We start from the raw sequence: 22,456 nt of genomic DNA on the forward strand, positions 1-22,456 counted from the left end.
GCTTCACGACTTTCGCAGCGGCATCACTGCGCACCATTCTTCCTCCGCGAGCGCGCTACCTCCAGGTCTTCGCACATTTGCTTCGCCCCTTGCGCGATACGCGGCGCCGGGCGGTTGATCAGATCGCCGTCGATGGCGAACAGATTGTTGTTCGCCACCGCTTTGAGGCTCGGCCAAGCGCGCCATGTGTCGAGTTGCGGCAAGGCGGTGTCCGGTTTGGTCGCGCCGGGGGCGGCGGTGACGATCGCTTCCGGATTCGCTGCGAGCACCGCTTCGGTCGAGACGGTCGGCACCAGCGGCTCGAGTTTCGCAAATACATTGCGGCCGCCGCATAGCGTAATCACGTCGCTGACCATATGTTCGCCGTTGAGCGTCATCAACGGTTGATCCCACACCTGATAGAACACGCTGACAGGCGGGCGGCCCGCATACTGCGTGCGCAGTCGTGCGATGTCCTGACGGTATGCCGCCGCCGCGGCGTCGGCAGTCGGCGAGGTACCGAGCAATTGCCCGAGCTTCGTCAGCGACACGGCAACATCGTCGAGATGATGCGGCTCGCTGAAGAACAGCGGCACATGCATCTCACGAAGACGATCGAGTTGGCGCTGGGCATTGCCATGCCGCCACACGACGATCAGATCGGGCTTCAACGCGACGATCCGTTCGAGGTCGAGCGCCTTGTTGTCGCCGACACGCGGCAATTGCTTCGCTTCAAGCGGGTAGTCGCTGTAGGACACGGCGCCGACCAGTTTCGCGCCGCCGCCCGCGGCGTACAGCAGTTCGGTAACATGCGGCGCGAGACTGATGACGCGCTGTGCGGGAGCGGGCAGCGTGACGGTTGCGCCGGTGTCGTCGGTGACGGTGATCGCGGCATACGCGTGCAGCGTGCTCACACAAAGTGCCGCGGCGGCGGCGAGGCGTGAGAGTCGAATCAACGAACAGCCTCGCGCAGACTCTCTTCAAAGCGTGCCCATTCCGCGTCGCTGGCAGGCAGCCCGAAACGCACACTGCCCGTTGCCGTGAAGAGCCGTGTCCACACGCCGCGTCGCGCCAACGCCTTATGCAGTGCAGCGGCGCGTGCATCGTCGGTCCATGCAAAGAGGGGCGTGCTGTGTGTGGCGAAACCGTGTGCGTGCAGCAGACCTACCAGACGGGCGTTTTCGCCCTCGAGCAGCGTACGCATCTGCTGCTGCCACGTCACGTCGGCAAACGCGGCTTTGACGGCATGACGAGCCGGGCCGCTAACCGTCCATGCCCCGAGCGAACGATGCAATGCATCGAGCAAAACCGGCGCACTGAGTACGAAGCCTGCGCGCACGCCGGCGAGCCCGAAGAATTTCCCCGGTGAACGCAACACGATCAACCCATCGCGATGGGTGCTTGCCGTGAGCGACGCCGAAGGCATCGTATCCGCGAAAGCCTCGTCGACCAACAGCGTGCCGCCGCGTGCCGTGAGTTGCGCATGCCAGCGCAGCAGCTTGCTGGCGCTCAGATGCTCCGCGGTGGGATTGTTAGGATTCACGACCACCACATGAGTGAGCGCGTCGGGCAAAGTGTCCCAGGATACATCGAGTGGCACGACCTCATGTCCCGCCCGCTCGAATGCGGGCGCATATTCGCTGTACGTGAGCGGTGCGATGCCGACCCGAGCACGTGGCAACAGCGAGGGCAGTGCGCGAATCGCTGCCTGGCTTCCCGCGACGGGTAGCACATGGGCTGCATCGGGCGCGCCGTAGTAACGCGCGGCACAGGCGGCAAAACCGTCACCGTCGTCGGGCAGGCGGCGCCAGGCATCGGCGGGAACTGGGGGCACCGGATAGCCGTGCGGATTGATACCCGTCGACAGGTCGAGCCATTGCGCGTACGGAATGCCGTAACGCTCGGCCGCTTCGTGCAGATTGCCGCCGTGAACCACGGCGTCGAGCGCGGTGCCGGTATCGGCCCCGTGGCCAGCTATTCGATCAACCATGAAAGGGCACACTCAGCAACGCCAGCACGATCAGCACTGCCAGCCAGAGAATGACCGTCCGTTCGACCAGCATCAACGCCGCCGTGACATGAGTGGCCTTCGCGGGGTGTCCGAAACCGAGCGTCGGGCGGTGTTCAAGTGCGCCGTGATACACCGCGGGCCCGCCGATCAATACGTTCAGACTGCCCGCGCCCGACGCCATGACCGGCCCGGCATTCGGACTGTCCCAACGCGGCGCCTGTTCACGCCAGCAACGCAGCGCGGTGCGCGTGTCACCGAGCAAAGCGTAGCTCGCTGCGGTGAGGCGAGCGGGAATCCAGTTGAGCACGTCGTCGATGCGCGCGGCTGCCCAGCCGAAGCGCAAATAGCGCGGCGTGCGGTAGCCCCACATGGCATCGAGCGTGTTGGCCAGACGAAACCCCAGTGCGCCCGGACCGCCCGCGATCGCGAACCAGAACAGCGCGCCGAAGATCGCGTCATTGCCGTTTTCGAGCGCCGATTCGACGGCGGCGCGCGACAGCGCCGCTTCGTCGGCATGAGTGGTTTCGCGCGACACGATGCGCGAGGTCAGCAGACGCGCTTGTGCCAGATCGCGCCGCGCCAGTGCCTCGGCGATCGGCGCAATGTGGTCGTGCAGGCTGCGCGCGCCAAGGGCGAACCACAGCAGCACGACATGCACCGCGCAGGCCGCAAAAAAAGGCAGCACCGAGACGAGCCACCAGGCGATCAGCACCGGCGGCATCACCGTCAGCGACCAGGCGAGCAGCCCCTTGAGACGCAAGCGCCGGCCGGTGTTGTAGTGCGTTTCGAGGCGCATCGCCCATTTGCCGAAGCCGACCAGCGGATGCGCGGAGCGCGGCTCACCGAGCCAACGGTCGACGGCGACACCCGCCGTTGCCAGCGTCACGATCAAAGGCAGCGACAGCATCACGCGCCTCCCGCTGTCTTCAAGGAGAGGGGCAAGCCCGCGACCATCATCGTGACCTGGGTGCTCAACGCGGCGATGCGCTGATTGAGCCGCCCGAGTTCGTCGACATAGAGGCGTGTTTCCGCGCCGAGCGGCACCACGCCCAAACCGATTTCATTGCTGACCACGATGATCTTGCCTCTGGCGTTGATGAGCGCTGCTTCGAAAGCGGCAAAGTGCGTGTGATAGTGATCGACCGGCAAGCCGTCGCCGTCCGGTGGGCACAGCAGGTTGGCGAGCCATAGCGTCAGGCAGTCGATCAGAATGCAGTGACCGGGAGCGTCGATTTGCGTGACGGCGCCGGCGAGATCCACGTCTGCCTCGTGCAAAGCCCAATGCGCCGGACGCCGCTCGCGATGATGCGCGATCCGCGCGCTGAATTCGGCGTCGTCGGCTACGCGCGCGGTGGCGATGTACGTGACGGGGAGGGCGCTGTCGTTCGCCAGTTGTTCGGCGTGCAGGCTCTTGCCCGAACGGGCGCCGCCGAGAACGAAGGTGAGGTCGCGGGAAATCATCGCGTGATTGTACCGGCGTGCAGCGCGTGCCGGCACGATGGGATAATGCCGCGTTCATCGCCCGAATTCATTGTCCGCATTCATTGTCTATTCACCGCCCAAGCCGATATTCCGTGACCGCCATTTCGAACCCGCATGACGCCGTACCTGTGCCGCGCGGCACGCTGATGATTCAGGGCACCACGTCCGATGCCGGCAAAAGCACGCTCGTCGCGGGCCTGTGCCGGCTGGCGCGCCGCGCCGGCGTGCGGGTCGCGCCGTTCAAGCCGCAGAACATGGCGCTTAATAGCGCGGTGACGGTCGACGGTGGCGAGATCGGCCGCGCGCAGGCCTTGCAGGCGGTGGCGGCCGGTATTGCCGCTCACACCGATCTGAACCCCGTGCTGCTCAAGCCGACGAGCGACCGTGGCGCGCAAGTGATCATCCACGGCAAGGCGCGCATGAATCTCGATGCTCGCGCCTATCACGACTACAAGCCGGTCGCCTTCGAGGCGGTGCTGGAATCGTATGCGCGTCTGCAAGCGGCGTACGACACGATTTTTGTCGAAGGCGCGGGCAGTCCCGCCGAGGTCAATCTGCGCGACCGCGATATCGCCAACATGGGTTTTGCTGAAGCGGTCGACTGTCCGGTCGTGCTGGTGGCCGACATTGACCGGGGCGGCGTGTTCGCGCATTTGACCGGTACGCTCGCGTGTCTGTCGGACAGCGAGCAGGCGCGCGTGCGCGGCTTCATCATCAATCGCTTTCGCGGGGACGTCAGTTTGCTCAAGCCCGGGCTCAACTGGCTCGAAGCGAAGACCGGCAAACCGGTGCTTGGCGTGGTGCCGTATCTGCACGGTCTGACGCTCGACGCCGAAGACATGCTGCCGCCCGAGCTGCGCGCGGCGCACAGCGGCGATACGAGCCGGATGTTGCGGGTAGTCGTGCCGGTATTGCCGCACATCAGCAATCACACCGATTTCGACGCGCTGCGCGCACATCCGCAGGTCGATTTTCATTACGTGCGAAGCGGCACGCCGCCCCCGCCGGCCGATCTGATCATCCTGCCGGGCTCGAAGAATGTGCCGGGTGATCTGGCCTTTTTGCGTGCGCAAGGCTGGGACGCGGTGCTGCAACGGCATCTGCGCTACGGCGGCCGCGTCATCGGAATTTGCGGCGGCATGCAGATGCTCGGACATGAAGTGGCCGACCCGCACGGCGTGGAAGGCGCGCCTGGAACGAGCGCGGGCCTCGGCTGGCTCGATTACTCGACGGTGCTGACGCGCGAAAAAACACTCAAGAACGTGACGGGGCGTCTCGCGTTGCCGGGGGCGCCCGAGGTGGCCGGCTACGAGATTCACATGGGCGAGACGCAAGGCCCGGCGCTCAGCTCGCCCGCGCTGCAATTGGGCGAAGCGTCAAACGCGCATCCCGACGGCGCGATCTCGGCCGATGGCCAAATCCTCGCGACCTACGTGCACGGGCTGTTCGATACGCCGGCCGCGTGCGCCGCACTGCTGGCGTGGGCGGGACTGAGCGACGCCGAGAAAATCGACTACCCGGCGTTGCGTGAGGCCTCGCTGGATCGTCTGGCCGACACGCTCGCCGAGCATCTCGATCTTTCGAAGCTTTTCGCTGTGATTGGCTGAGCGAGGTTGGCTGGATGGTGGCGATTAAATCCCATTGGGAAATAATCAAAGCCCAAGAAGCAGTTTTTCACCTCATTTGGTTCGAATACAGTCTTGACATCGACGCCCGATACGGGTCGTCTCCCTCTCGTAAAGGAACTCGTCATGAACTCGAACCGCTCCGCCGATCTGGCCGCCTTGATCCTTCGTCTGGCCTTGGGCGTTCTCTATCTCGCGCACAGCTTGCAGAAGATCTTTGTTTTCACGCTGCCGGGAACGGCGCAGTTTTTCGTTTCGCTCGGCTTGCCGGGCTGGCTCGGCTATGTGACGGCGTTTGTCGAACTGATTGGCGGTATTGCGCTGCTGCTCGGCGTGCAGGTCCGTTGGGTCGCGCTGGTGCTGCTGCCGTTCATGCTCGGCGCAACGTCGCAGCATCTGCACAACGGCTGGGGGTTCGCGTCGCCGCACGGCGGCTGGGAATATCCGGCTTTCTGGGCAGTGACTCTGGCTGTGCAGTCGCTGCTTGGCGCCGGCGCGCTGGCGCTGAGCGGTGCGAAGGCGCCGCGCGCAGTGGCCGCCTGATACGTTTCACTCGGGCACGAAACCGCGCCGGCACTCCACCTCGCCGGCAACAAAAAAGCACGCGCCGTGTGGCCGCGTGCTTTTTTTGTTGCGCTGAGGAATGCGTACTTCAGGCGTTCCGGGCATTCCGGACCCTGCGCCGCACCCCCCCGCGCCAGTCAATCAATACAACACGATCTGCGTGCAGCGAAACAGCGCCATCGTCTTGCCGTTCGGATCGGTGACGGTGGCGTCCCACACCTGCGTGCTGCGACCCAGATGGACCGCCTTGGCAACCGCGCGGATCGTGCCTTCCGTCGTCGTGCCGAGAAAATTGCTTTTCAGCTCGATGGTCGTGAAATTGCGCGCCGTCTCGGGCAGGTGGGCGAGGCATGCATAGCCGCAGGCGGTATCGGCGAGGCCGATCACCGTGGCGGCATGCAAAAAGCCGTTCGGCGCCAGCAACTCCTCGCGCACGGTCAATTCCGCGGTCAGAGTGCCTTCCTCCAGCGCCAGAACATGCACGCCCAGCAAGCCGGGCAGCTTGCCCTTCTGACGTTCGTGCAGGCGCTCGATGGAGTATTCCGGACGAAGTTTGCTCATGAGATTCGGGTCCTCGATGGAAAAAACAGCGATGTAAGGCGGTCAATAGCCGTTTGGGGGCTTCGGCCCCGGTGAATTTGTCGATATTATCAACGGCTGGATCGGCGGGTGAACCTGAAACCGGTGCGGATCAGGGCACATCTGCGCAAGTCAGAGCAAACTGCGCGGTAAACCGGCTGGCGGCGCCCAGCCTTCTTTCCGGGAGAATTCATGACGGTAATCGTGGTGGCGAATCCGAAGGGCGGCGTGGGCAAAAGCACGCTGTCCACCAATCTGGCCGGCTATTTCGCCTCGCAAGGGGAATGGATCGCGCTGGCGGACATGGACAGACAGCAGTCTTCGCACGCGTGGCTGTCGCTGCGGCCGCCTGCGTTGCCGGCCATCGAGACCTGGGAGGTCGACCTGGAAAACCCCGCCAAACCGCCCAGAGGTCTGGAACACGCGGTCATCGACACGCCGGCCGGGTTGCACGGCAATCGCCTGAATATCGCGCTGGATCTGGCCGACAAGGTGATCGTGCCGCTGCAGCCCTCCATGTTCGATATTCTTGCCACCCAGGATTTTCTCGAGCGGCTGGCGAAGGAGAAGGCGGTCAGGAAAGGCGCAATCGAGATCGGTGTGGTGGGCATGCGCGTCGACGCACGCACACGCTCAGCGGAGCAACTGCATCGCTTTGTCGAGGGGTTGAAGCTGCCGGTGCTGGGTTACCTGCGCGACACGCAGAATTACGTGCAACTGGCGGCGCACGGCCTGACCTTGTGGGACGTCGCGAAAAGCCGCGTGGAGAAGGATCTGGAGCAGTGGCAGCCGATCATCCAATGGACCAACGGCGCCGGTAAGAAGGCTTGAAGTGAATAGCAGGCGGCGAGGCCGCCCGCTACATGGAACCGTGCCGCGCGGTGAAAGGCCGGTTCAGATCCCGCTCAGGTCCAGTTCTGGGTCGGCACGTGATCGCGACTGCCCTTGATCTTGTTGTTGTCGTCGACAAATACCAGATCCGGTTTCCAGCCTGCCTTCAGTTCCGCTTCGTCGACCACGGCGAACGCCGCGATGATCACCAGATCGCCCAGTTGCGCGCGCCGCGCGGCCGAACCGTTCAGCGAAATCATGCCGCTGCCGCGTTCGCCCTTGATCGCGTACGTCGAGAAACGCTCGCCGTTGTTGATATTCCAGATGTCGATCCGCTCGTTTTCGACGATGTTCGCGGCTTCCAGCAAGTCCTCGTCGATCGCGCACGAACCTTCGTAGTGCAGTTCGCAGTGCGTGACCGCGACGCGATGGATTTTCGACTTCAGCATGTTGCGTTGCATGACCAATCCTTTGTGGCTTCTTATGCGCGTTTGCGCAAACTAAGACGGCTTCAGATTTCGAGGTTGTCGATGAGACGGGTGGTGCCGAGCTTGGCGGCAGCCAGCACGACCAACTCCGCATTCGCGTCTTGCGCGCCCGGAGGCAGCAGATTCGAGCGCTTGCGCACCGCGATGTAATCAGGCTGCCAGCCGCGCGCGGCCAGTGCCGCCATTGCCGCCTGTTCGAGTTTCGCGAAGTCGCGATCGCCGGCGAGCACCGCATCGCGCACGCGATTGAGCTCGGCGGCCAGCATCGGCGCCTCGGCGCGTTCGGCCGTTTGCAGAAAGCGGTTGCGCGAGCTGAGCGCGAGGCCGTCGGTATCACGCACGGTTTCCGCGGCGATGATGTCGGTCGGCAGCGCGAACTGGTGGCACATGCTGCGCACGATCATCAACTGCTGGTAATCCTTCTTGCCGAACACCGCGACGCGCGGCTGCACGCACGACATCAGCTTCATCACCACCGTGCACACACCCTGGAAGAAACCAGGCCGGAATTCGCCTTCGAGGATGTCGCCCAGATCGTGCGGCGGATGCACGCGGTACTCCTGCGGCTCCGGGTATAGATCCCGTTCCGTCGGCGCGAACAGCACGTAGACGCCTTCTTTCTGCAGCTTCTCGATGTCGGCCTCGAGCGTGCGCGGGTATTTGTCGAAATCTTCGTTCGGGCCGAACTGCAGGCGGTTCACGAAGATGCTCGCCACCACCGGATCGCCGTGCTGGCGCGCGAGGCGCATCAGCGACAGATGGCCCTCGTGCAGATTGCCCATGGTCGGCACAAAGGCGGTGCGATTCTGGCCGCGCAACTGGTCGCGCAATTCATGGATCGAGCTGATGACTTTCATGATCGGACAGGGATTTCCTCGCGCGGCGCGAGACTCGGTTGGCGCAAAAACTCAGGTTTTCGCGTGGCCCGCGGCCTCACTGGTAATGACAGGTTCGGAGCGCGGGATTGTAGTGGATTTGTTCCCGGGGTGCACCGAAACGAGGCGTGTGCGGCAGCGCTGGCGCATGCAGGCCTCGTTTTGCGGCATCAGGTCGGCAGATAGGCGAGGCGCACATAGATCGGTGCGAACGGCTCGGCCTGCGTGATTTCGATGAGCGACTCACGGCACAACTCCAGCATGGCGATGAAGTTCACCACGACCACCGGCACGCCTTTGCTCGTGTCGAACAGGTCCGAGAACTCCATGAAGCGCGCGTTCTGCAGTCGCCGCAGGATCGTGCTCATGTGCTCGCGCACCGACAATTCCTCGCGCGAAATCTTGTGATGCTGAACCAGTTTGGCGCGCTTGATCACGTCGGCCCACGCGGCGCGCAGGTCTTCGCTGTCCACATCCGGGAACCGCGGCGTGATGCTTTGCTCGATATACACCTCGGCGCGCAGGAAATCGCGGCCAAGCTGCGGCAGATGGTCGATGCGCTGCGCGGCGAGCTTCATCTGCTCGTATTCGAGCAGGCGGCGCACCAGTTCGGCACGCGGGTCTTCGGCTTCGTCGCCGCTATCGGCCTTCTTCACCGGCAACAGCATGCGCGACTTGATCTCGATCAGCATCGCGGCCATCAGCAGATACTCGGACGCGAGTTCGAGATTGGTCTGGCGCAACTGGTCGACGTAGCCGAGGTATTGGACCGTGACATCCGCCATCGGGATGTCGAGCACGTTGAAGTTCTGCTTGCGGATCAGGTAGAGCAACAGATCCAGCGGGCCTTCGAACGTTTCGAGGAACACTTCGAGCGCGTCCGGCGGAATGTACAGATCCGTCGGCAGCTTGAAGAGCGGCTCGCCGTACAGGCGTGCGAAAGCGATGCCGTCTACAGTGTCCGGCGTCGAATCGGTGGCGGGCGCGGCAAGCGCGGCGTCAGGCGCCTGTGCGGCGCCCTTTGCCTCGTCGGCGTGACTCACGCGCTTAGAAGTTTTGATAGTACGAGTAAGGCGTCTGCTCCACGCGCGAGGCTGTCTGCTCGGCGCGTTCTTCGAGGTCGATCGGCTGTTTGTCCCACAGCAGCGACCGGCCACGGCGCTGCTCAGCTTCCAGATTCGGTTTTTGTTGCTTGAGCTGGTTCAGGAACTGCGTGATGTCCGATTGATACATGGCTAGACGTCCGTGGTTTGGGGAGTGGCGGCTGCTTGGCGGGAACAAGCGAGAACCCGCGCGGCATCGCTCCTATTCCATAATTTTACCGCATGCGCCGCGCGTGGTCGAAAAACGATGGCCGGCGCGAGCGGCCCGCCTGCAAAAACGCCTGGAACCCGCGCTGCTGCGACGCGTCAAAGGCGGGCGCGTGGCCGGCGGGGCGGTGTGAATTCGCGCTGTGCGTCCGGGCGGACATCATTACCCGTGCCGCATGGGCCGCGGTGTACCGGCCGAAAGGGCTCGCCACGCCTCACGCTGCAAACGCTCCTTTAAGAGATGGCGCGGCTTCACCGATGTGGTCAAATAGCGAGCTTCGGCCGCCGCGGCGAGCCCGAGCGACAGAATTCATCAACCACGGCCGGAGGTCCCGTTTGGCGGGGTGTGCGATCGAACAGCCGCATAGGCGGCGCGGCAAAACCGGTGACGAGCGAGGGCCTCTGACGCCCATTCGGCGCTGGCTGCACGCGTGGCTGGCATTCGGCATCGTCATGCTCATGCTTGCCTCGGTCGACGCGCACGCGGCGCGGCGCCCGCCCGCCAGCTACAAGGTCGATATCGAAGCCACGCCGCGCTCGCTGCGCAAATTGCTCGAAGCGCATCTGGACTTGGCGCGCTTCGCCAAGCGTCCCGACATCAGCGACGACCAGTTTGAGTTTCTGATTACGGCCACCCCGCAACAGGTGCGCGATCTGGCCGCCACCCAGGGCTATTTCTCGCCGGTCGTGCGCACCGACGTGCGAACCGTCGACGACCAGAAGCGTGTGACCGTGAGCGTCGATCCCGGCCCGCAAACCCTCGTCACGTCGATTTCGCTGTCGTTTCGCGGCCCGGTGCTGACCGAAGACCCGGCGCAGGAAAATGCCGCGCGCTTCGCGTTTTCACTACACGAGGGCGACCCGTTTTCGCAAGGCGACTGGGACGACGCGAAAAACGCGTCGCTCAAGGCGCTGCAGTCGCGCCGTTACCTGGGCGCGAAGATCTACCACTCCGAGGCGCGGATCGACCCGCGTACGCACGAAGCGAAATTGTCGGTTACCTATGACAGCGGCCCGACCTTCACGATGGGCAAGCTCGACGTGTCCGGCACGCGGCGCTATCCGGAACAGATCGTCGACAACGTGAATCCGATTTCAGCCGGCGATATTTACGACGTGCAGCGCATTACCGAATTGCAGCGGCAGTTGCAGAACACCCCGTACTACGCGAGCGTGGCGATCGACGTGGACAGCGATCCCGCCAAACCGGTCGAGACGCCGATGCACGTGAAGGTGTCGGAATATCCGTACAACAGTATCCGCGGCGGGGTGGGTTATTCGACCGACAACGGCCCGCTGATCCAGGGTTCGTATTCGTATCTCGACACATTCGGCAAAGCGTGGCCGTTCACGGTCGACGGCCGCATCGACCAGATCCAGCAGTACGGGCAAATCCAGCTCGCAATGCCGCCGGGGCCGCGCGCGTGGACCAATAGCGTGCTGGCTTCCTACACCACGACCGACGTGTCCGACACGCGCATCTACAGTATCCGCGGCGGCGTGCAGCGGGCCCGTACGTCGCAGTTCATCGACTACAACTACGCGATCCTCTATTACCAGGATCGGCTCGATCAGAATTCGGCCGCGCCGACTACCAGTCGCGCGCTGGTGCCGTCATGGTCGTGGACCCGCCGCAATACCGACGATCCGCTGTTCCCGCGTTCGGGCAACCTGATTCACGTCGAAGCGGGCTTTGCGGTCAAAGGCGTGCTGACCGATCAGACGTTCGCCCGCGGCTACGCCCGCGGCCAGCAGTACCTGCCGATCGGCAAGGAAGACCTCGTGCTGTTCCGTGCCGAACTCGGCGGCGTGTTCACGAGCGGCAGTTCGAGCGGGATTCCGGCTTCGCTGCTGTTCCGCGCGGGTGGCTCGAATTCGATCCGTGGCTACAGCTATCAGAGCATTGGTAATAACGTCGACGGCTCGGTGCTGCCCACCAAGTATCTCGTGACCGCGTCGGCGGAGTACCAGCATTGGTTCAATCACGACTGGGGCGCAGCCGCGTTCTTCGACGTCGGCACCGCTACCGACACTTGGGGCGAGAAAGTCTTTTATCCCGGCGCCGGCGTCGGCGCGCGCTGGCGCAGCCCGGTCGGTCCGGTCAATGTCGATGTCGCCTACGGGATCCGCAACCGGAGCGTGCGACCGTACCTGACCCTCGGCATCGCCTTCTGATGGAAACCTCCTTTTACATGATCCACGCATGACCACGGACGTTTCCGCCCAACCCCCCGCGCAGCCGCCCGGCGCTCTTCCGCCAGGAGAGCCCGGACAGCAGCCTCCGCCCGATGCGCCGCAGCCCAAGCGCCGTCGCGGGCGGTTGTTGCTGAAAACGCTTGCGTGGATGGTCGCCGTGCTGGTGCTGCTGGTCGCCGTGGTGATCGGCCTGGTGTATGGCGCGCTGACGACTGAGCGTGGGACGGCTTACGCGTGGCAGGCGGCCGTCAAACTGCTGGGTGGCAAGCTGACCGGCACGCTCGAGAGCGGCGCTATCGCCCACGGCGTGCAACTCCGCCAGGTGCGCTGGCGCAGCCTCGACGGCAGCGGCACCGATATCCAGATCGACCGCGTGGCCGGCCGCTGGGAACTGACACACAAGCCTTGGCGCTTCGCGATCGACTATCTGCATGTCGGTACGATCGACGCCCGGGTCGGCTCGTCGTCGTCGAGCAGCAGCGGGCCGCTGAAACTGCCGCAAGACTTGCGCTTGCCGATGCAGCTCGAGGTGCGCGACGTGCAGGTCGACAAACTGCTGTTGCGCGAGGGCGGGTCGACGACCGAGCTGTCCCGTTTCATGTTCCATGGCCGCAGCGATGGCCGGCACCACGAGGCCGCGATCGAGCGGCTCGACACGCCGTTCGGCGCCGTGACGGCGACGGCGAAGCTCGATGGGGTGCGGCCGTTTCCGCTGACCGGCGATCTTGGCTATTCGGGCAAGGTCAACAACGAGGCGGTGCAGGTGGGTGGCCATCTGAGCGGTTCGCTGGAGAATCTCATCGCCGAACTCGATGCTAGCGGCATGAAGCTCGCCGGCCATGCGCGAGTCGAGGCCACGCCGTTCGGCGACGTGCCGTTGCAACGTGCCACGTTGACTTTTGATCACGTCAACCCGCAGGCGTTTGCGCCAGGCGCACCGCTGGCGGATCTGGCGGTGCGGGCTGAACTGCAGCCGGTGGGGCAGGCTGCTGCGGGGGCGGCAGCAAAAGCCGCAGCGGGGTTCTCCGTCGCCGGCCATGTCTCGATCGTCAACGCCAAACCCGGTGCGATCGACCAGAACCTGCTACCTGTGATCGATGCCAACGCCGACGTGCGGCTCGACGCGCAGGCGCAGCGTATTTCGAACCTGAAGGTGCGGCTCGTGAAGAGCGCCACGCTCACCGGCGGCGGCGCGCTGACCGGCAGGCGCGGCCAGTTCGATCTGCAGGTCGCCGGACTCGACCTGAACGCGCTCGAAGCGACCGTGCGGCCTACCCAGCTTTCCGGTCCGATCGGCATCCGTCTGAACGACGACGTGCAAAGCCTGACCCTCGATCTCGCCGACCCGAAAGCGGGGTTGCGCGCGCAAGGCAAGGTGACCTTCGATCCCGCACGCATGAGCTTCAACGACGTGCGTGTCACGTCGGGCAAGGGCCGCATCGATCTGTCCGGCGCGCTCAAGCACGACGCGAATTCCACCTACAACCTGAAAGCGCAACTGACTGATTTCGATCCGTTGACGCTGACTTCGCAGATGCCGTCGCGCACGCCGGCGACCCCCACGGCGGGGACCGCGAAGGCGACGAAAGCGCCGCAGGCCACGAAACCGGAGGCGGCCCAGGCGAACGAAGCGGCGGCACTCGCGGGCAGCACCGCCGGCGCGAAAAGCGCGGCGCCCGGCGATAAGGCCGCAGCGGTGGTCAAGAACACGGCCAAGGCGGTGGTGAAGGCTGAAGTCGTTCAGCGCAAAGTGCCGCCCAGGCCGTCCAAAGCGCCGCCCGCACGCAAGATCGAGGCACGCGTGAACGGCACGCTCACGGCAGCCGGCATGCTCGGCCCGGTCTTCAGCACCAAGGCCGAATTCAAACTCGGCCCGAGCGTCTATGACGGCCTGCCGTTGACGGGCGGCGGCGTGGTCCAGTTGTCCGGCTCGCGGATTCTGCCGAGCCGCGCGAATCTCTCGGTGGCGGGCAATCAGGTGGACTTACAGGGCAGCTTCGGCGCGCGCGGCGACCGGCTGCGTTTTCGTGTCGATGCGCCGGAACTTGAACGCCTCGGTTTCGGCCTCGCCGGTCTTATCGCCGCGGATGGCGACGTCACCGGCTCGTTCGCGCATCCGAATGTCGTGCTGAACTACAAGGCAGACAGTGTGGTGTTCAGCAGTAACCGCATCGGCCATGCGGAAGGCCATGCCGAATTGCGCGACGGCGCGAACGGCGCGCTCGTTTTCACGACCGACGCGCGCAATCTCAGCGCCGGCGGCGTCGATCTCACCACGCTTACGGCGCGCCTGTCGGGCACGCGCGCCAACCATACGCTGGAGGCGGCGGCCACCGGCAAATTGCAGGACCGTCCGCTCGATCTGACACTCGCTGCCAACGGCAAATTGACCGAAGCACGCGACGGTACGCGCTGGGATGGCACCGTGACCCGCCTGCAGAATCGCGGCACACCGGCGCTGAATCTCGAGTCGCCGCTCGCCGTGAGTGCCGGACCGAATCACCTGACGCTTGGTGCGACCCGCCTCACGCTCGAAGGCGCGGTGCTGAGCCTGAAATCGTTCGCGTTCGACCACGGCAAGATCCAGTCCGCGGGCACCTTGACCGACATTTCGCTCGTGCGCCTGCAGGATCTGCGGCGGCAAATCACCGGCGAACCGCCAGCCGTCAAAACCGATCTGATGTTCGACGGCGACTGGGACTTCGCGCTCGGCAGCACCGCGAGCGGCCACGTCCAGTTGAAGCGTCGCAGCGGCGACGTCACGGTCGAGATCGGCCGTGGTCTGGCGTCGCTGGGCATCACGGATATGAGCGCGCGCGCCGAATTCAGCGGCGGCAACCGGCTAAACGCGACCGTGCACGCGCAGGCCAGCCGGATTGGCGTGATCGACGCCGACGCGCACACCACACTCGTAATGCGCGACGGCTTCCTGACTGTCAACGAAGAGGGCGCGGTCAGCGGGAATGTGAATGCGAACGTGCCGTCGTTGAAAACGACCGGCGGGCTGTTCGGGCCGAGCTATCTGCTCGACGGCCACCTCGCGCTGAAACTCGCGCTCGGCGGCACGGTCGCCAAGCCGAACCTGACGGGGTCGCTGCTCGGCGATGGCTTGTCAGCGACGATGGTCGACCAGGGCGTGCAGTTGAAGGACGGCGTGGTGCGCATCGCGCTCTCGCAAAATCTGGTGGACTTCCAGCAGGTCGAGTTTCACGGTGCGAGCGGCACGTTGCGCGCCACCGGCCGTGTGCGCCTGGATGGCGCGCAACCGGATCTGTCCGCGAGCATCGTCGCGGACAAGCTGGAATTGTTTGCGGCGCCGGACCGCAATCTGTCGCTGTCGGGCAGCGCGAGCGTGGCGAACGCCGGGGCAGAGGGCGGCATGGCGATCAACGGCAAATTCGTGGTCGATCACGCGCTGTTCGATATGCCGGAGCAGTCCGCACCGAAGCTTGGCGACGACGTGGTGGTGGTGCGTCCGGACGGCACGGTGGCGGGCGAGCGGCCACCGCCGCAAGTGGCGGGCACCAACAAGCCGATCGGCCCGTTTGCGCCACGCGCCAATATCGACATCAGTCTCGGCAACAGCTTCCGTTTCCGCGGTATGGGCGCGGACCTCGGCCTGACTGGCACGATCACCGCGATGAGCGCGCCGAACCTGCCGTTGCGCGCGGTCGGTAATGTCCGCGTGACGCAGGGCTCGACCTATACCGCGTTCGGCCGCAAGCTCAACATCGAGAATGGCTTCTTTACGTTCAACGGTCCGGTGGCCAATCCGGGCATCAACATCCTGGCCATGCGCCGCAATCAGCAGGTCGAGGCGGGCGTGCAGGTCACGGGCACCGTCCAGTTCCCGGTCGCGAAGCTGGTGTCCGAGCCGAACGTGGCGGATAACGAAAAGCTCTCGTGGCTGCTGTTCGGACACGGCACGGATCAGGGCAACAACCTCGGTCAGCAAAGCACCATGACGACCGCGCTCGCCTTGCTCGGCAGCGCGAGCGGCAAACGGATCGCGCAGACCTTCGGGCTCGACGAGTTCTCGATCGGGCGAAGCGAAGTCGGGCTGACCGATCCGCAAGTGGTGATGGTGTCGAAGGCGATCAACGAGTGGCTCGTGGTGGGCTACGAGCAGGGTCTGCAGTCGGCGAGCAATGCGATCAAGGCGACGGTGAACCTCACACGCTATTGGTCGGTCGCGGCATATGGCGGCACGTTCGACGGCATAGAACTGCTGTACACGCGGCGCTTCGATCGGGTCCGGTGGTGAGTTGATGGAGGCTACGGCGGTGGCCGTGGTGTGAACAACGCCACGACACAAAAGAAAACGGCACGCCTTTTAAAGCGTGCCGTTTCTGTTGATGCCTGCAGCGTTCGACGCCGCGCGCGTTATTTCACGCGCATGCCCGGCTTCGCACCGCTGTCCGGCTCGAGGACGTAGAGGCCCGGCTCGGCTTTCTCGTCGGTGGCCGAAGCCGCCAGCACCATCCCTTCGGACAGGCCGAACTTCATCTTGCGTGGCGCGAGGTTCGCGACCATCACCGTTAGCTTGCCGACAAGTTGCTCCGGTTGATAGGCCGACTTGATGCCCGAGAACACGTTGCGCGTCTTCTCTTCACCGACGTCGAGCGTGAGTTGCAGCAGCTTGTCCGAGCCTTCCACCGCCTTGCAGTCGACGATCTTCGCGATGCGCAGATCGATCTTGGCGAAGTCGTCGATCGAGATGATGTCAGGCGTTTCATCCTTCTCTGCGGCGGCTGCTTTCACTGCCTTCGACTTGGCCTTGGCATCCGCCGGCGCCGCGGCTTCCGGCGTGGCTTGCAGCGAATCGCGATTCGCTGCGATGAGCGCCTCGATCTGCTTCGGATCGACGCGGGTCATCAGATGCTTATACGCGTTGATCGGGCGCGTGGAGGAGAGCGGCACGTTCGCGTCGGCCCACACCAGCGGTTCGATGGCGAGGAAAGCTTCGACCGCTTCCGCCAGCTTCGGCAGCACCGGCTTGAGCGCCAGCGACAGCAGACGGAATGCCTCGATGCTCACGCTGCAGGTCTCGTGCAGCGCGGCCGCATTCGCCGGGTCTTTTGCCTGATCCCACGGCTTGGCGGTGTCGACGTACGCATTGACCGCGTCGGCCAGTTCCATGGTCTGACGCAGCGCGCGGTTGTACTCGCGCGCCTCATAGTTCGCGGCGATTTGCGGCACGGCGGTGCGCAGCGTGGCGAGCAACGGGTGCTGCATGGCGCTGTCTTGCACGCGGCCGTCGAAACGCTTGATCAGGAAACCGGCGGCGCGGCTCGCGATGTTCACGTACTTGCCGACCAGATCGCTGTTCACGCGCGCCTGGAAGTCGTCGAGGTTCAGGTCGAGGTCTTCCATCGTGCTGTTCAGCTTGGCGGCGAAGTAATAGCGCAGCCACTCCGGGTTCAGGCCCGTGTCGATCACGCTTTGCGCGGTGATGAACGTGCCGCGCGACTTCGACATCTTTGCGCCGTCCACGGTCAGGAAGCCGTGCGCGAACACGTTGGTCGGCGTGCGGTGGCCCGAGAATTCGAGCATGGCCGGCCAGAACAGCGTGTGGAAATACAGAATGTCTTTACCGATGAAGTGGTACTGCTCGGCGGTCGAGCCCTTGCGAATCCACGCGTCGAAGTCGAGGCCGCGTTTTTCAGCGAGGTTCTTGAAGCTCGCGTAATAGCCGACCGGCGCATCCAGCCAGACGTAGAAATATTTGCCCGGTGCGCCCGGAATTTCGAAGCCGAAATACGGTGCGTCGCGCGAAATATCCCAGTCGGCGAGCTTGGCTTCGCCGGCGTCGCCGAGCCATTCGCGCATCTTGTTGGTGGCTTCCGGCTGTGCCAGACCGCCCACCCACGCGCGCAGGAAATTCTCGCAGCGCGGATCGGACAGGCGGAAGAAGTAGTGCGTCGAGGTCTTACGAATCGGCGTGGCGCCCGAGACGACCGAATACGGATTGATCAGATCGGTCGGCAGATAGGTCGAACCGCACACTTCGCAGCTGTCGCCGTATTGATCTTTCGCGCCGCACTTCGGGCATTCGCCCTTGATGAAGCGGTCCGGCAGGAACATTTCCTTGACGGGGTCGTATGCCTGTTCGATGTCGCGCGCTTCGATCAGGCCGGCTTCCTTGAGCGCCAGATAGACCGATTCGCTCAGCACGCGATTCTCTTCGGAATCGGTCGTGTAGTAATTGTCGAACGAAATCCCGAAGCTGTCGAAATCGCGCTTGTGTTCCTGCCAGACGCGGTCGATCAGTTGCTTCGGCGTCAGACCTTCCTTTTCCGCGCGCAGCATGACCGGCGTGCCGTGCGTGTCGTCGGCGCCCACGTAGTAGACCTCGTGCCCGTGCATTCGCAACGTCCGGACCCAGATGTCCGTCTGGATATATTCAACCAGATGGCCGATATGGATTTGCCCGTTCGCATACGGAAGGGCCGACGTGACGAGAACCTGGCGACGGCCTGACGGCGCGCCTGCGGAGAGATCGGTTGCGGGTGCTGACATAAGGATGGTGGGAGCCTGCGGTGGGACGAAACGTTGATTCTAGCAGGGCCGGCGCCCGGCGCGGGCTGGGCCGCTTGGGCCGCGGCTGGGTCGCTGCCAGGGCAGGACGGTGTGTCCCCCAGGGAGACTTCCTGCGGAGCGAAAACCGAGCGCCCAAAAAAAACCGGGGCTATTAACCCCGGAGCAACAACGACAAGAGGAGAATGGTGACGCGGCGGCTTCGCCAGCCACGTACCGTAAAGACAGACCGCGGATTTTCGGCAGAGTTCGAAATTTTTTTCGTTCTCGCGCGAGATTTTGTTTCCCCCGCTTTTTACGGCTTGCCGGACGCCTCCGGCTAAGGTGGCAAGAGCCAGTGGCAAGAACCACCCGGCGCCCGGTTGCTTCTCCCTCTTAAGTCTGTGCCGTTATTGCGTGGCGTGCTGAGCCGTAGCGCGCAGATAGATTTCCACGCGACGGTTTGCGGCACGGCCGGCTTCGGTGTTGTTGTCAGCGACCGGCTGGTTCTGGCCCATGCCGCTTGCCGACAGGCGTTGCGGCGCGACGCCGCGTTGCCCCAGATAACCCGTCACGCTTTCAGCGCGGTTGACCGACAGCGTCTGGTTGTAAGCCGGCTGACCCGTGCTATCCGTGTAGCCGATTACCTGGGCGATCAGTTCCGGATTCTGCTGCATGGTCTGCGTCAACTGATCCAGCACCGGCGCGAACGACGGCTTGACCGCGTAGCTGTTGGTATCGAACGTGACCGAGCTCGGGATGTTCAGCTTGAGCGAGCCGTCCGGCTGCTCGGTGATCTGCGTGCCGGTGCCCTTGGTGGCGCCCGACAGCTTGTTGTGAATGGCTTGCCAGTTGTAGCCGGTGATACCGCCCACCGCTGCGCCGGCGCCCGCTCCGATCGCCGCGCCCTTGCCACCGCCGAAGATCGCGCCGATCGCCGCGCCGGTGGCGGCGCCCACGCCCGTGCCGACGGCGGTGTCCGTACCTTGTTGGCTTGCACAGCCTGCCAGCAACGAACCTGCAACGGCGAAAACAGCCAGGCGAGTCATGATTTTTGCATTCATTTTTTGATTCCTCTTGAGTGAAGCGAGTAAAGCGGGTGGAAGCGATCAATCTATCCGTCGAACGTGACGGCCGTAAAGCGCGTTACTCGACAATATGAGAATCCTGCGTCTTCCCTGTTCCCGGTCCGACAGTGGAGAAGGGTCTTCCGGCAAGGCTTGGCGTCAGCCACTACAATGATGAATGAAGTACGCAGCGATGCGACCCCATGGCGTTCCGCCTGCCCGAAGGGTGCACGGCGTGCCTGGTTTTAGCAATGCTGTCTAACAATTTTTTTCAAATTCTGGCGCGTGGCGAAGACTTGGATTCCACCGCGCCGCAAGTGTTCCCCACGGAGTGTCAATGAGTATCGATCGGGCTTTGGTCGACGCTGCCCTCGCGGCCGTCACTGACCCCAACACGGGCAAGCCCTACGCGGCTGCCAAAAACGTTAAGAACGTGGCCGTGGAGGGTGACACGGTTAGCCTCGAGGTGGTACTCGGCTATCCGGCCAAACGGCAGTTTGAAGCGATCCACACGCAATTCACCGACGCGCTGAAAGCCGTTCCCGGCGTGGCAGGCGCACGCGTCCAGGTGTCCCAGCAGATCGCCGCGCACACCGTGCAGCGCGGCGTGAAACTCTTGCCGAACGTTAAAAACATCGTTGCTGTGGCGTCGGGAAAGGGTGGGGTCGGCAAGAGCACGACCGCGGTGAACCTCGCGCTGGCACTGGCGAGCGAAGGCGCGTCGGTCGGCATCCTCGACGCGGACATCTACGGCCCGTCGCTGCCGATGATGCTCGGGATTGTCGGCCGTCCGGAATCACCCGACGAAAAGTCGATGAATCCGATGACCGGCCACGGCTTGCAGGCCAACTCGATCGGCTTTCTGATCGAGCAGGACAATCCGATGGTGTGGCGCGGCCCGATGGCAACCTCAGCGCTCGAACAGTTGCTGCGGCAGACCAACTGGCAAGACCTCGACTACCTGATCGTCGACATGCCGCCGGGCACCGGCGACATTCAGCTAACCTTGTCGCAGCGCGTGCCGGTGACGGGCGCCGTGATCGTCACGACGCCGCAGGACATCGCGCTGCTCGACGCGAAGAAGGGTCTCAAGATGTTCGAGAAGGTCGGCATTCCGATTCTCGGCATCGTCGAGAATATGGGTATGCATATCTGCTCGAATTGCGGCCACGAAGAGCATATCTTCGGAGCGGGCGGCGGCGAGCGGATGGGCAAGGAATACGGCGTCGACGTGCTCGGCAGCCTGCCGCTCGACATCGCCATCCGTGAGCAGGCCGACTCCGGCAGACCCACCGTCGTGGCCGACCCGCAAGGGCGTATTGCGGAGATCTACCGGTCGATCGCGCGCAAGGTTGCGATCCATATCGCCGAGCGGGCGCGCGACATGACCTCGAAGTTTCCCAGCATCGTTGTCCAGAACACCTGACTAGCCGTTCGGACAAGGGGTTAAAGCGGGGCCAAGTCGCCAATTTGCGTCTGGTCTCGCGGTATCATGTCGACTTCACAAGTTCGGCTCGGCGGCCGCAGGGGCGGCCACCAGGTCGGCAAGAGGATCGCATGGGAAAACGAATCGACGGGCAGGCGGTGCATGCGTTCATCGTCCTGGCTGCCAGCAGTGTGCTGTTATGCGGTTGTAGCACGTTCCTGAGACCACAGGAAAAGCGTGCCGACGCGCAGTTGCTGCCCACCGTGGGCAATCAGGCACGCGGTCTCGTCACGTTCATCGAGCGTTCGGACGGTGTGCAGGTCACCTACAATCTCACGGGCTTGCCGCCCGATAGCGATCACGCGTTGCAAGTGCATGAGCGAGGCGACTGCAATGCCGCTGACGGCTCCAGCGCCGGCCAGGTGTTCTCGCCGGCAGCCGAGCGTCTGAAAGCCGGTGCCCGGGTCGAAGGCGATCTCGGCAACATCCACGCGGACGCGAACGGCGTGGCCACCGGCTTCATCGTTGCGCCGGACGTGTCGCTCGACGGTATCCGCTCGGTGTTGCAACGCGCGGTCCTGTTGCATCACGACGCGACCGACCCTTATGCGTATCCGCAGCATGGCGCGGGCCCCGCGCTCGCATGCGGGTTGATTCGCCAGTGAGGGCAATGCCCTGCGGGTCTCATCCGGTGCAAGCGGTTAGCCGTTTGAATGGCCTTGCGGCAAGCCTTTTGCGGTGCAGGGGACGGCTCTCAGGCCCGGCCCGCGGCAGCATTCTCCTGATCGCGTAAAATAAGCGCCTTTCGGCCGGGGTCGCCGAGCCCGGGGCGCGTAGCCGGCGGCGCCCGGCCCGGACCTTACGCCGGATCGTTACCCGTCACACATCTGTCACTCAAGTCGAGCAGCGTTCACCTATGACTATCAAATCCGACAAGTGGATCCGGCGCATGGCCGCGTCGCACAACATGATCGAGCCGTTTGCACCGGATCAGGTCCGCGTCTCCGAAGACGGCCGGAAGATTGTCAGCTACGGCACCTCGAGCTACGGCTACGACATCCGCTGCGCCGACGAATTCAAGATCTTCACCAACATCAACTCGACCATCGTCGATCCGAAGAACTTTGACGAGAAATCGTTTGTCGATTTCAAGGGCGATGTCTGCATCATCCCGCCGAATTCGTTCGCGCTGGCCCGCACCGTCGAATATTTCCGCATTCCGCGCAGCGTCCTGACCGTGTGTCTGGGCAAATCCACGTATGCGCGTTGCGGGATCATCGTCAACGTGACGCCGTTCGAGCCGGAATGGGAAGGACACGTCACGCTCGAATTCTCGAATACGACACCTTTGCCTGCGAAAATCTACGCGAACGAAGGCGTCGCCCAGGTGCTGTTTTTCGAAAGCGACGAAATTTGTGAGACGTCGTACGCGGATCGCGGCGGCAAATATCAAGGTCAGCACGGCGTCACGTTGCCCAAGACGTGACGTCGGCAGCGTACTGACCCA

General features: G+C 63.9%; 19 protein-coding genes. 8 read left to right on the forward strand and 11 right to left on the reverse strand.

What is annotated here, in order from left to right; genetic code table 11:
- Nucleotides 1-23 precede the first annotated feature (23 nt).
- Genes M0D67_RS34030 through cobU form a run of 4 tightly spaced genes read right to left on the reverse strand, consistent with a single transcriptional unit; the run spans nucleotide 24 to nucleotide 3,451 of the window.
- Nucleotides 24-935, reverse strand: a complete 912-nt coding sequence (locus M0D67_RS34030; RefSeq protein WP_171928858.1) for a cobalamin-binding protein — start codon at nucleotides 933-935, stop codon at nucleotides 24-26.
- Nucleotides 932-1,969, reverse strand: a complete 1,038-nt coding sequence (gene cobD / locus M0D67_RS34035; protein WP_266241343.1) for a threonine-phosphate decarboxylase CobD — start codon at nucleotides 1,967-1,969, stop codon at nucleotides 932-934. The genes M0D67_RS34030 and cobD overlap by 4 nt, the downstream gene beginning before the upstream one ends.
- Nucleotides 1,962-2,897, reverse strand: coding sequence for an adenosylcobinamide-phosphate synthase CbiB (gene cbiB / locus M0D67_RS34040; RefSeq protein WP_266241345.1), 936 nt, complete (start codon nucleotides 2,895-2,897; stop codon nucleotides 1,962-1,964). Before cbiB ends, cobD begins: the two co-directional genes overlap by 8 nt.
- Nucleotides 2,897-3,451: a bifunctional adenosylcobinamide kinase/adenosylcobinamide-phosphate guanylyltransferase gene (gene cobU, locus M0D67_RS34045; RefSeq protein WP_266241347.1), complete on the reverse strand. Its 555-nt coding sequence runs from the start codon at nucleotides 3,449-3,451 to the stop codon at nucleotides 2,897-2,899. The genes cbiB and cobU overlap by 1 nt, the downstream gene beginning before the upstream one ends.
- Before the next feature lie 167 nt (nucleotides 3,452-3,618).
- Here cobU and M0D67_RS34050 point away from each other — a divergent pair, with 167 nt between their 5' ends.
- Nucleotides 3,619-5,079 (forward strand): cobyric acid synthase, encoded by a 1,461-nt coding sequence (locus tag M0D67_RS34050; RefSeq protein ID WP_266241380.1) that lies wholly within the window; start codon nucleotides 3,619-3,621, stop codon nucleotides 5,077-5,079.
- Between the two features lie 144 nt (nucleotides 5,080-5,223).
- On the forward strand, nucleotides 5,224-5,640 hold the full coding sequence (locus M0D67_RS34055; protein WP_097391653.1) for a DoxX family protein: 417 nt from the start codon (nucleotides 5,224-5,226) through the stop codon (nucleotides 5,638-5,640).
- Nucleotides 5,641-5,802: 162 nt separating this feature from the next.
- Here M0D67_RS34055 and M0D67_RS34060 read toward each other — a convergent pair whose 3' ends face one another.
- Entirely contained in the window at nucleotides 5,803-6,222 is a 420-nt protein-coding gene (locus M0D67_RS34060; protein ID WP_154562097.1) for a PaaI family thioesterase, read from the reverse strand.
- A gap of 210 nt (nucleotides 6,223-6,432) precedes the next feature.
- Between M0D67_RS34060 and M0D67_RS34065 the strand changes: the two genes are divergently transcribed.
- Nucleotides 6,433-7,071: a ParA family protein gene (locus M0D67_RS34065; RefSeq protein WP_154562095.1), complete on the forward strand. Its 639-nt coding sequence runs from the start codon at nucleotides 6,433-6,435 to the stop codon at nucleotides 7,069-7,071.
- Nucleotides 7,072-7,145: 74 nt separating this feature from the next.
- On the opposite strand, the gene panD is transcribed toward M0D67_RS34065, so the two are convergent.
- The 4 genes from panD to M0D67_RS34085 all read right to left on the reverse strand — a co-directional run bounded on the left by panD (nucleotide 7,146) and on the right by M0D67_RS34085 (nucleotide 9,667).
- A complete protein-coding gene (gene panD / locus M0D67_RS34070; protein ID WP_012432059.1) occupies nucleotides 7,146-7,532 on the reverse strand; it encodes an aspartate 1-decarboxylase in 387 nt (128 codons plus the stop codon).
- 50 nt (nucleotides 7,533-7,582) lie between these two features.
- Nucleotides 7,583-8,416 carry a pantoate--beta-alanine ligase gene (panC, locus tag M0D67_RS34075; RefSeq protein ID WP_154562093.1) on the reverse strand — a complete coding sequence of 278 codons (834 nt, stop codon included), beginning with the start codon at nucleotides 8,414-8,416 and terminating at the stop codon, nucleotides 7,583-7,585.
- Nucleotides 8,417-8,604: 188 nt separating this feature from the next.
- Nucleotides 8,605-9,477: a ScpA family protein gene (locus M0D67_RS34080; protein WP_266241351.1), complete on the reverse strand. Its 873-nt coding sequence runs from the start codon at nucleotides 9,475-9,477 to the stop codon at nucleotides 8,605-8,607.
- Nucleotides 9,478-9,481: 4 nt separating this feature from the next.
- Nucleotides 9,482-9,667: a DUF3460 family protein gene (locus tag M0D67_RS34085; RefSeq protein ID WP_154562089.1), complete on the reverse strand. Its 186-nt coding sequence runs from the start codon at nucleotides 9,665-9,667 to the stop codon at nucleotides 9,482-9,484.
- A gap of 413 nt (nucleotides 9,668-10,080) precedes the next feature.
- Here M0D67_RS34085 and M0D67_RS34090 point away from each other — a divergent pair, with 413 nt between their 5' ends.
- Nucleotides 10,081-11,919: an autotransporter assembly complex family protein gene (locus M0D67_RS34090; protein WP_266241353.1), complete on the forward strand. Its 1,839-nt coding sequence runs from the start codon at nucleotides 10,081-10,083 to the stop codon at nucleotides 11,917-11,919.
- Nucleotides 11,920-11,947: 28 nt separating this feature from the next.
- Complete coding sequence (locus tag M0D67_RS34095) at nucleotides 11,948-16,204, forward strand: translocation/assembly module TamB domain-containing protein (RefSeq protein ID WP_154562085.1); 4,257 nt, start codon at nucleotides 11,948-11,950, stop codon at nucleotides 16,202-16,204.
- A 119-nt stretch (nucleotides 16,205-16,323) separates the two neighbouring features.
- Here M0D67_RS34095 and metG read toward each other — a convergent pair whose 3' ends face one another.
- Both metG and M0D67_RS34105 read right to left on the reverse strand, forming a co-directional pair.
- Nucleotides 16,324-18,459: a methionine--tRNA ligase gene (gene metG / locus M0D67_RS34100; protein WP_154562083.1), complete on the reverse strand. Its 2,136-nt coding sequence runs from the start codon at nucleotides 18,457-18,459 to the stop codon at nucleotides 16,324-16,326.
- Between the two features lie 407 nt (nucleotides 18,460-18,866).
- Nucleotides 18,867-19,520: an OmpA family protein gene (locus M0D67_RS34105; RefSeq protein ID WP_154562081.1), complete on the reverse strand. Its 654-nt coding sequence runs from the start codon at nucleotides 19,518-19,520 to the stop codon at nucleotides 18,867-18,869.
- A 340-nt stretch (nucleotides 19,521-19,860) separates the two neighbouring features.
- On the opposite strand from M0D67_RS34105, the gene apbC reads away from it, so the two are divergent.
- The 3 genes from apbC to dcd all read left to right on the forward strand — a co-directional run bounded on the left by apbC (nucleotide 19,861) and on the right by dcd (nucleotide 22,435).
- Nucleotides 19,861-20,949: an iron-sulfur cluster carrier protein ApbC gene (gene apbC, locus M0D67_RS34110; RefSeq protein WP_154562079.1), complete on the forward strand. Its 1,089-nt coding sequence runs from the start codon at nucleotides 19,861-19,863 to the stop codon at nucleotides 20,947-20,949.
- A 131-nt stretch (nucleotides 20,950-21,080) separates the two neighbouring features.
- A complete protein-coding gene (locus M0D67_RS34115; RefSeq protein WP_154562077.1) occupies nucleotides 21,081-21,614 on the forward strand; it encodes a superoxide dismutase family protein in 534 nt (177 codons plus the stop codon).
- A gap of 251 nt (nucleotides 21,615-21,865) precedes the next feature.
- Nucleotides 21,866-22,435, forward strand: coding sequence for a dCTP deaminase (gene dcd / locus M0D67_RS34120; protein ID WP_012432068.1), 570 nt, complete (start codon nucleotides 21,866-21,868; stop codon nucleotides 22,433-22,435).
- Nucleotides 22,436-22,456 lie beyond the last annotated feature (21 nt).

The organism is Paraburkholderia sp. SECH4 (genome assembly GCF_030511745.1).
Lineage (GTDB): Bacteria > Pseudomonadota > Gammaproteobacteria > Burkholderiales > Burkholderiaceae > Paraburkholderia > Paraburkholderia madseniana.